The following is a 7,588-nucleotide window of genomic DNA, read 5'->3' as shown; positions in this document are numbered from 1 at the left end:
CCTGATGAGCCACTACAACTGGATCCGACCTCATCAGTTCAACGATGGACTGGCTCCGGCGAAAGCTGAAGAAAAACTCAAAACCCTGTCCGGGATGAGTTGACCACTACAATTTGTGGATGTCATCCACTAGGCGTTTCCAACGCTCGGCTTGGCGTTTGCCGGCAGGGTCGCAGGAGAAAGTAGGAGCGTTAAGGAGTGACTCGTAATAACCGGGCGCAGCTAGCGTGCTCAAGCGGGATGCTCCAGAGATTGAACTTGAGACAAGGTTATCATGCGTACACTCAATCGCCTGTTACTGGCCCGTCAGGGGTAGGCTCCTCGCATCTAGGCGCTGGAAGCTGTGCATTGAGTTGTGGCGTCTGGCTAGGCACATGCAGGCAGTTTGCGGAGGTGCTGTATGAAGGTAAGCGTCTGGCCATCACACGATAAGCCCGCCTCGCTCGATTGGGATAAAGATTGGCTCCGCTTCCTGCCACCCTGAAGCAATCGCTTCGCGCGTGAAGCTATGACCGAGTATCAGGATCTTTTCGAGTGTCCGCTGTGAGGACGCATGTAGCTACCGTAAAATGGAAGCAATCTGCGATTGATCCCTGGGCAGTCTGCACGGCCACTATACCCTGTAATAGTCAATGCTCTTTTCTGCCGAAGCCTTCGCTGGTTTCAAGCCTTCGCCCTACAAGGAAGTCTAAGGATGCTTTGTTCCACAATATTGAACGGTAAACAGTTGCCTCCGGAGCAATCACAAGTGGTTGTCCCTTGGTGGAGCTTTACCAAGACGGTGTTAGCTGCGGCGGCGCTTTCTCTTGTTCGTGACGGATTGATCCAGCTTGACGATCATGTCCAAGAAGGCCAGTTCACTCTTCGGCAACTGCTCAAACACCAAGCCGGACTTGCGGACTACTCAGAGCTGGAGGAGTACTACGCGGCTGTTGCCGAGGGCCAGGCGCCGTGGTCAGCAGATGAAATGATGCAACGTCTTGACGGTGCCAGACTACGTTACGCACCAGGGGCTGGCTGGCGATACTCCAACGTAGGCTACATGCTTGTTGCCAGACTGATCGAGCGAGTTACGGGGGTAAGTCTAGGAACTGCACTGACCCAACGTGTGCTGTCGCCCCTCGGTTTGACACATACTCGGCTCGCAAAAAAGCAAGAAGATCTGGATGAGGTATATCTGGGAGCCATTGAGTCATACCACCCTGGCTGGGTCTATCATGGTTTGCTGGTAGGCCCGCTCTCAGAGGCGACTATGTTGCTGAACAAGCTGCTGACCGGGAAGCTTCTTCCTTCTTCATTGCTGCATGAAATGCATGATGCAATTGTGCTCGGAGGGCCAATGCAAGGAAGGCCGTGGGCCAGTCCGGGCTATGGGCTGGGCTTGATGATCGGCGGAACTAAAAGTGGGCATATGCTTGTTGGGCACACAGGAGTCGGGCCAGGCGGCGTAATCGCAGTATTTCATTATTCAAGTGGCAATAATGCGGCGACTTGCTCTGCGTTCAGGGAGGGCAGCGATGAAGGGGGGGTTGAAGCGCAGGTCTTGGAGCGGCTTTTAGCCGCTGTCGGAACTTGTGAAGATAGATGACCGCACTAGAGATACGTGATTCAGGCAGGTGTCCATTGATGCGGCAGCAGTTGGCCGATCTCGCTGGCCCGCTGCGTCGGCAGCCGCGTCAGCACATCCTTGAGGTAAACATACGGATCATGCCCATTGATACGCGCCGACTGGATCAGGCTCATGATCGCCGCCGCCCGCTTGCTGCTGCGCAGCGACCCGGCAAATAACCAGTTAGACCGCCCAAGCGCCCACGGCCGGATCAAGTTCTCGATCTGGTTGTTGTCGATGGGCACAGCACCATCTTCCAGGTAGCGCGTTAGCGCTACCCAGCGTTTGAGGCTGTAATCCAGAGCCTTGGCCGTGGCCGAACCCTCAGGCACAAGTTCACGCTGGGCCAACATCCACTCATGCAGCTTTTCGGCGATGGGCACGGCTGTTTCCTGACGTAATCGCCAACGGTCTTCGTCGCTCATTTTCTTGGCGTGTCGCTCGACTTCGTACAACCCGCCAATCGAGTGAAGCGCCTGCTCCGCCAATTGGCTCTTATTGGCTACATGCAAGTCAAAGAACTTGCGGCGTGCATGGGCCATGCAGCCGATCTCGGTGATGCCCAGCTCGAAGCTGGCCTTGTAGCCGGCAAAGTCATCGCAGACGAGCTTGCCGTTCCAGGGGCCCAGGAAGTTACGCGCATGTTCGCCAGCACGGCTGGAGCTGAAGTCGTAGACCACAGCCTTTAAGACCGAGAACGGCGTAGTGCCGTAGGCCCAAACGTAAGCGCGGTGGGTTTTCTTCTCGCCTGGAGCCAGCATTTGTACCGGCGTTTCATCGGCATGAACCACGCGCTGGGCCAACACCACTTCGCGCAGCGCATCGACCAAGGGCTGAAGCTGCACGCCAGTTTGGCCCACCCACTGTGCCAGGGTCGAACGCGGGATGGCCAGACCGGCACGACCGAAGATCTTTTCCTGTCGATACAGCAGCAGGTGGTCGGCGAACTTGGCCACCATTACATGGGCCAGCAGGCCCGGCGTGGGGATGCCTTTGTCGATTACCTGCGGCGGCACCGGCGCCTGGATCAGCGTTTCGCATTGGCGGCAGGCCCATTTCCCACGAACGTGCTGTTCGACGGTGAACACGCCCGGCGTGTAGTCCAGCTTCTCACTGACATCTTCGCCGATACGCTGAAGCTGGCAGCCGCAGGTGCATTGGGTGTTGTCTGGCTCGTGATGGATCACGGTACGCGGGAACTGCGGCGGTAACGGCGCACGCTTGGGTTGCTGGCGTGGTTCTGTCTGCGCAGGTGCGGGATGAAGGGCTTTTAACTCCGCCTCGAAGGCTTCGAGGTCGGTATTGAGCAGGTAATCAAGCAGGCTGTCTTGCGCCGGGCTGATATGCTCGCTGCGCTTGGCGAACTTGTGGCGTTTGAGAATGGCGATTTCGTGAGTGAGTTGCTCGATGATCGTCTCAGCACGATGAATCTTTCTGTCCTGGGTCTCAATCTTGGACATCAACTGCGCAGCCAGTGCGCGCAGTTGTTCGGGAGTCATTTGGTCGAGATCGGGCAAGGAAGTCATGCCGTGGATTTTACCAAAGCAGCCCGAGTGCTACAGCCGAAAGGAGCGTTCAAAGCAATGTAATTGCGCCGCCCGCACCGACTCGTTGCCAGGGCAATCCAAGTACCAGCGCCTGAAGTTGTTCAGGGTCGAGTTCGACCTCCGTCCCACGATGGAGGCCTGGCCAATGAAACTTACCTTGGTTCAAACGCCGCGCCGCCAGCCAGATACCGACGCCGTCGTGCACCAGGACTTTCATCCGGTTGGCCCGGCGGTTGGCAAAGATGTAAGCGCAGTGCGGCTTCGCCGCACCGAACACCGCGACCACTCTGGCCAATGCAGTCTCAGTGCCGGCGCGCATGTCCATGGGCTCGGTGGCGAGCCAGATGGCATCGACGCGAATCATAGGGCCAAGCCACGAATGAAACACGCGCAGCCGTCCGGATCCGAGGCTGGCCACTTTACGGTGATGGACTTATCGCCCAGAGGCAGCGAGATGATCACCATCTCTTCTGATGCTCGCCTTGGTGCCGTTTTCACCGGAACGAAAGCAGGCAAGGTTGCATGCGATTGATCCCTGTAAGTCGGTAGCCACTTGCGGATAACGTTGGCGTTGATGCCGTGATGGATGGCTACGCTGGAAATCGTCGCTCCGGGTTGCAGGCATTCCTGGACGACTTGGGCTTTAAATGGTTTGGGGTAAGAGCTTCGTTGGCGCATGCAAATCCTGGCGATAAGGGCGATCGCGTCCGCTTAAAAATACGCGGACACCATCGCCCTTAATGCTGGAGTTCGGTAGGTGACTTGGCCGGACGGTTACGTATGAAGGTCACGCAAGCAGGTGAACATGACATGGCCATCGACGTGATTTGCGATGTTTGCGGTATGTCTACGCGAGATGGCGAAGGTGAGCCTCAGTACGGAACGATGCATGCGTCATGGGGCGAGGGTTCAACATATTGCGGCGAGGAGTATGAGCTTCACTTGTGCGAGAGCTGCTTTTTCTCGCAAGTAGCTGAGATGAAGCGGGCGCGGTGGCTTGCTGTGATGTTCGATGAGGAAGGCGATGCGATTTTGGTTGATGACGCCTACGGAAGGGTTACTAAATCTGCCAAGGAGGGCGGCGGAGAGCCTTGCTGACCGTAAGCCGACGGTTTAGGTCGAATTATGGAAAGGCAATAATTATTGCTGACACATAATTTTCGCCAGCCTGCAGCGACCGCAAGTGGCGCGCTTCAACGATAGAAGGGCGCCACTGGGTAGTAGACTAGCTTGGCTTCCCCCAAGTGCTTTGGAAGCTGGGGCCGTCAGACTTTGGTGGCTGAGTTGGTTTGGCAATCTGAATCGTCACCGGGATCGGGAAGTCGACACCTACCATCGCCACTTCACCTTGCTTTAGGTTTGGCAGGAATGCAGCAGCGGAGCGATCGATCTCACCGCAGGCTCGTTCAACGACTTCGCGGTCACGGTCGTTAGTAAGCCGGTGGACGAGCAGGGTACCCATCTGACTGAGCACGCCTTCGGTTATGTCTCGCGGCCGCTGCGTCGCTAGGCATATGTTCAGCCCGTATTTACGACCCTCCTTCGCGATTAGTTCAAAGGCATCCAGATTCTGTAGGTCATCCTCGTTACCGACCGTTTTCCCCAGGAAATTATGGGCCTCGTCGAGGATAGTGATCAGCGGTCTTGATCTGAAAACCTCAGCCCTTGCTCGCTGCAGAAGAAGCCTACCGATAACGTTGGCCACGACCTCACGAGCGTTGAACTCGTATCCAATTGAGCTCAAGCAGACCCTGAACAGCTTCTTGTCGCTGCGAATGAAGCTCTCCAGTTGATCTACGAAACTGGGAAGGTCGGCAGCGGGACTGAAGACGCAGCCCAGCGACGGCGACTCCATCACGCCAAGGATGCGGGTCATCAGGGATGAGCAGTGTGAGATCTCATTACTCGCACCCCCAAAACGCTCAGAATCGTTGAAAGCGGTCGGGTAGCAGCACTCCTGCACTAACTGAGATACCAGCTTACGAGGGTTAAATGGCGTGGTTGGATTTCCTACTAGGCTTGCGTTGTTTCCTCTGTTCATGGCCTCGCGATAGACCTCTTTTGATTGGTCTACCTTAAAGACGATGTGCCTCGGGAACAGGTCAGGTGCGAGATGTACGAGTCGGAGGCTTTTGATCGCCTCCCTCAGCTTAGGGCCTTGGGTTTTACCCGATGGCTGGAAGAGGGCTATGAAGTCGGACTCGGTGAAGCTCGTCGGCGGAATCGCGACTTCTACAGAGCCTCCAGCTAAGTGGAGAGGGCTGCCAAGGTGGCAATGAACTGTGTCATCGCCAACGAGTGAGCGGTATTCGCCCGTGGCATCGATCAGCACTACCTTGGCTGAGAAGCGGCGACACTCCTCGATCAGCTTGGATGTCGTCCAGCTCTTCCCTCCGCCTGTGGAGCCAAGGATTGCGCAGTGCCTTCCGAAAATTTTCTCGGGAGTGACAGCAATAGGAAATCCACCGTCACCGGCAACGTGACCAAGGTTCAACGCTACCTCAGGTGGTGCACCGTCTACCCCGGTTGAAGTCAGCAACGGGATTTGGGAAATAAACTCCCCTGGGGCGGAATAGACACGGTCGCCAAGCCGTGGGTATGAGCTTACTCCCGCCGTGACTCTTAAGGATTGCGGGTTTACGGAGCCGAGCAGGCGTATGAAGCCGATCGCATCTATATGTCGGCTACCTGCAAAGTCCTGGGAAATCTCTGTGCGATCCCTGTCAGGTAAAGTCACCTCGGTAATTCGCCCGAGCAGAACTGCTTGCTGGCCTTCGATGAGCACGAGCTCGCCCACTTCACCTTTACCGTACCGGTTGTGTCCCAAGTACTGGCCGCTCACGTTGCCGGCATGTGCCAGGTTGGTCTTTACCAGGTGGGCGCTCACACTCGAAACCACGCCAATTTTGAGGTTACTGGCCAAAATCCCGTCGAGAGAACTCATGCGTTTTGGCCCCCCAGGCGTCTGACGGCATTCGCCAACTGCTCTGCGGGAGAGGCTGTTCTCAGGTGCGGAATGTGGCTGACCAGATCGCTGAACGAGCCACTGATGAAGTGGATGTCCAGGCCACGCTTGGCGAGGTCATGGAATCTGCCCCAATAGTCGCTTGAGCCATGATGCCCCCGATTATGCAGGTGCGTGATGCATTGGAAATCGCAGAGTATGAGTTTCAGGCTAGGGTTGGATTGGATAGCTGAAAAGACTGGCTCGGAGAGATGATCATCGTTGAAGCCGAAGCCCGCCACGATGAGGCAACTGTTGGGCTGACGCAGAAATTCCAGGTAGCGCGACAGAAGCTCCAGGTGAGGCTGCAGGAATGCCTGCTGGTATTTCCCTTTGGCAGGGTAGATGAGGCACGCGTTCGCAGGCGTAGGCGCACTGTCCTCGTAGATGTCCTTTTCCTCTCTGCTCCAGCTGACTGATCCATGCAACTTCAGTAGCTGGAACACACCTTCGGCGAACTCATGACCTTCCGCCTCTCGCCTGACGATGTCGTAGCTAAAATGCTTGCCATCGAACCGCCGCCTACGGGTGTAGGAGAAACCATCGATGGCCATCATGCCGAGGTCAGAGGCTGCTGTCTCGAAGCACATGTCATAGTTTGTGGTGAAGACCTTCAGGCGAGGATCTCGAACTCGTCGTCTCGCCAGCTTCTGCAGCAACTGCCTGTATGCCGAAATATCGGCGGTAGGGGCCCTCAGGAATGCAGAGCATGCGTCCAGGATGACTGCTTTGACCTCGCTGACGAACTCTTCGACGGTCGCGTCTTTGTTGAAGGCGAGATAGGCGTCGCACTGTGAAAGGAAATGCTCGATGTTTGGATTGATGGTTTCTTTGTAGTGCACCACATCCATCACGCGTGCTGACGCTTCGGTAGGATCCCCTGAGCCAGCTGTGCACATGGAGCGCTTCCACAGATCCCACATGCTTGGCCCACCTGGTGCGCCTAAAGACGTTCCACTTCCTGCCAAGAAGCCCAGATTGGGAACTTGCAATGCCGCAGCAAGCATATCCGACAGAGCTGTGCGGTTGGAAACGATCCTCGCTGGATCAGGTGGTGGAACGCCCTTGAGGACGATGTAGGCTTCTTCATTCAATGGCGCCCAATCAGAAGCTCCTGGTGCCAGGTAGGCCTGAAGGCCCTTACGGTTGGCATCAAGCTCCACAGGTTTGTCAGCAGCGGGCGAGGGTACCCCGGCATCTTCAGACGGGGTGACGGCTGGCGGGGCGTCTTCGTTGGACATCAACACGATCCTTGAAGGTGTGGCGTATCCCGATGGCTTCCTATGGGCCCATCGAGTGCGCGTGATGAAACCTATGGGCAACGCAGTGTGAGCATAATGCCATCAGCGTTCTCAAGCTGATAGATGGGGATCAGAACTCCCTCTTTCAGAATGAGAATTTGAAGATAGCTGAGGTACGTGTACCGAG

At 56.4% G+C, this 7,588-nt stretch carries 7 protein-coding genes; 2 read left to right on the top strand and 5 right to left on the bottom strand.

Annotation, left to right across the window (positions count from 1 at the left end):
- Nucleotides 1-694 precede the first annotated feature (694 nt).
- Nucleotides 695-1,588, top strand: a complete 894-nt coding sequence (locus ABE528_RS11030) for a serine hydrolase domain-containing protein (RefSeq protein ID WP_346652942.1) — start codon at nucleotides 695-697, stop codon at nucleotides 1,586-1,588.
- A 20-nt stretch (nucleotides 1,589-1,608) separates the two neighbouring features.
- Here ABE528_RS11030 and ABE528_RS11025 read toward each other — a convergent pair whose 3' ends face one another.
- From ABE528_RS11025 to ABE528_RS11015, 3 genes are read right to left on the bottom strand one after another with little or no spacing between them, the layout of a single operon-like run.
- Nucleotides 1,609-3,135: an IS66 family transposase gene (locus tag ABE528_RS11025; RefSeq protein WP_346652941.1), complete on the bottom strand. Its 1,527-nt coding sequence runs from the start codon at nucleotides 3,133-3,135 to the stop codon at nucleotides 1,609-1,611.
- 49 nt (nucleotides 3,136-3,184) lie between these two features.
- Nucleotides 3,185-3,520 (bottom strand): IS66 family insertion sequence element accessory protein TnpB, encoded by a 336-nt coding sequence (tnpB, locus tag ABE528_RS11020; RefSeq protein ID WP_057433590.1) that lies wholly within the window; start codon nucleotides 3,518-3,520, stop codon nucleotides 3,185-3,187.
- A complete protein-coding gene (locus ABE528_RS11015; RefSeq protein ID WP_057433589.1) occupies nucleotides 3,517-3,834 on the bottom strand; it encodes a transposase in 318 nt (105 codons plus the stop codon). Before ABE528_RS11015 ends, tnpB begins: the two co-directional genes overlap by 4 nt.
- 102 nt (nucleotides 3,835-3,936) lie before the next feature.
- Between ABE528_RS11015 and ABE528_RS11010 the strand changes: the two genes are divergently transcribed.
- On the top strand, nucleotides 3,937-4,254 hold the full coding sequence (locus ABE528_RS11010) for a hypothetical protein (RefSeq protein ID WP_346652940.1): 318 nt from the start codon (nucleotides 3,937-3,939) through the stop codon (nucleotides 4,252-4,254).
- Nucleotides 4,255-4,381: 127 nt separating this feature from the next.
- Here the strand turns inward: ABE528_RS11010 and ABE528_RS11005 are convergent, their stop codons facing one another.
- Nucleotides 4,382-6,100, bottom strand: coding sequence for an ATP-binding protein (locus ABE528_RS11005; RefSeq protein ID WP_346652939.1), 1,719 nt, complete (start codon nucleotides 6,098-6,100; stop codon nucleotides 4,382-4,384).
- Nucleotides 6,097-7,401 carry an SIR2 family protein gene (locus tag ABE528_RS11000; RefSeq protein ID WP_346652938.1) on the bottom strand — a complete coding sequence of 435 codons (1,305 nt, stop codon included), beginning with the start codon at nucleotides 7,399-7,401 and terminating at the stop codon, nucleotides 6,097-6,099. The genes ABE528_RS11005 and ABE528_RS11000 overlap by 4 nt, the downstream gene beginning before the upstream one ends.
- Nucleotides 7,402-7,588 lie beyond the last annotated feature (187 nt).

This window comes from Pseudomonas sp. TWI628, assembly GCF_039673865.1.
Classification (GTDB): Bacteria; Pseudomonadota; Gammaproteobacteria; order Pseudomonadales; family Pseudomonadaceae; genus Aquipseudomonas.
The sequence above is the reverse complement of the archived record's forward strand: the minus strand, read 5'-3'. Positions and strand labels throughout refer to the sequence as shown.

Bases quoted from the DNA above. Each gene is read 5' to 3' on its own strand.
- ABE528_RS11025 (WP_346652941.1), bottom strand. From the start codon at position 3,135: ATGACTTCCTTGCCCGATCTCGACCAAATGACTCCCGAACAACTGCGC.
- ABE528_RS11000 (WP_346652938.1), bottom strand. From the start codon at position 7,401: ATGTCCAACGAAGACGCCCCGCCAGCCGTCACCCCGTCTGAAGATGCC.
- tnpB (WP_057433590.1), bottom strand. From the start codon at position 3,520: ATGATTCGCGTCGATGCCATCTGGCTCGCCACCGAGCCCATGGACATG.
- ABE528_RS11010 (WP_346652940.1), top strand. From the start codon at position 3,937: ATGAAGGTCACGCAAGCAGGTGAACATGACATGGCCATCGACGTGATT.
- ABE528_RS11030 (WP_346652942.1), top strand. From the start codon at position 695: ATGCTTTGTTCCACAATATTGAACGGTAAACAGTTGCCTCCGGAGCAA.
- ABE528_RS11005 (WP_346652939.1), bottom strand. From the start codon at position 6,100: ATGAGTTCTCTCGACGGGATTTTGGCCAGTAACCTCAAAATTGGCGTG.
- ABE528_RS11015 (WP_057433589.1), bottom strand. From the start codon at position 3,834: ATGCGCCAACGAAGCTCTTACCCCAAACCATTTAAAGCCCAAGTCGTC.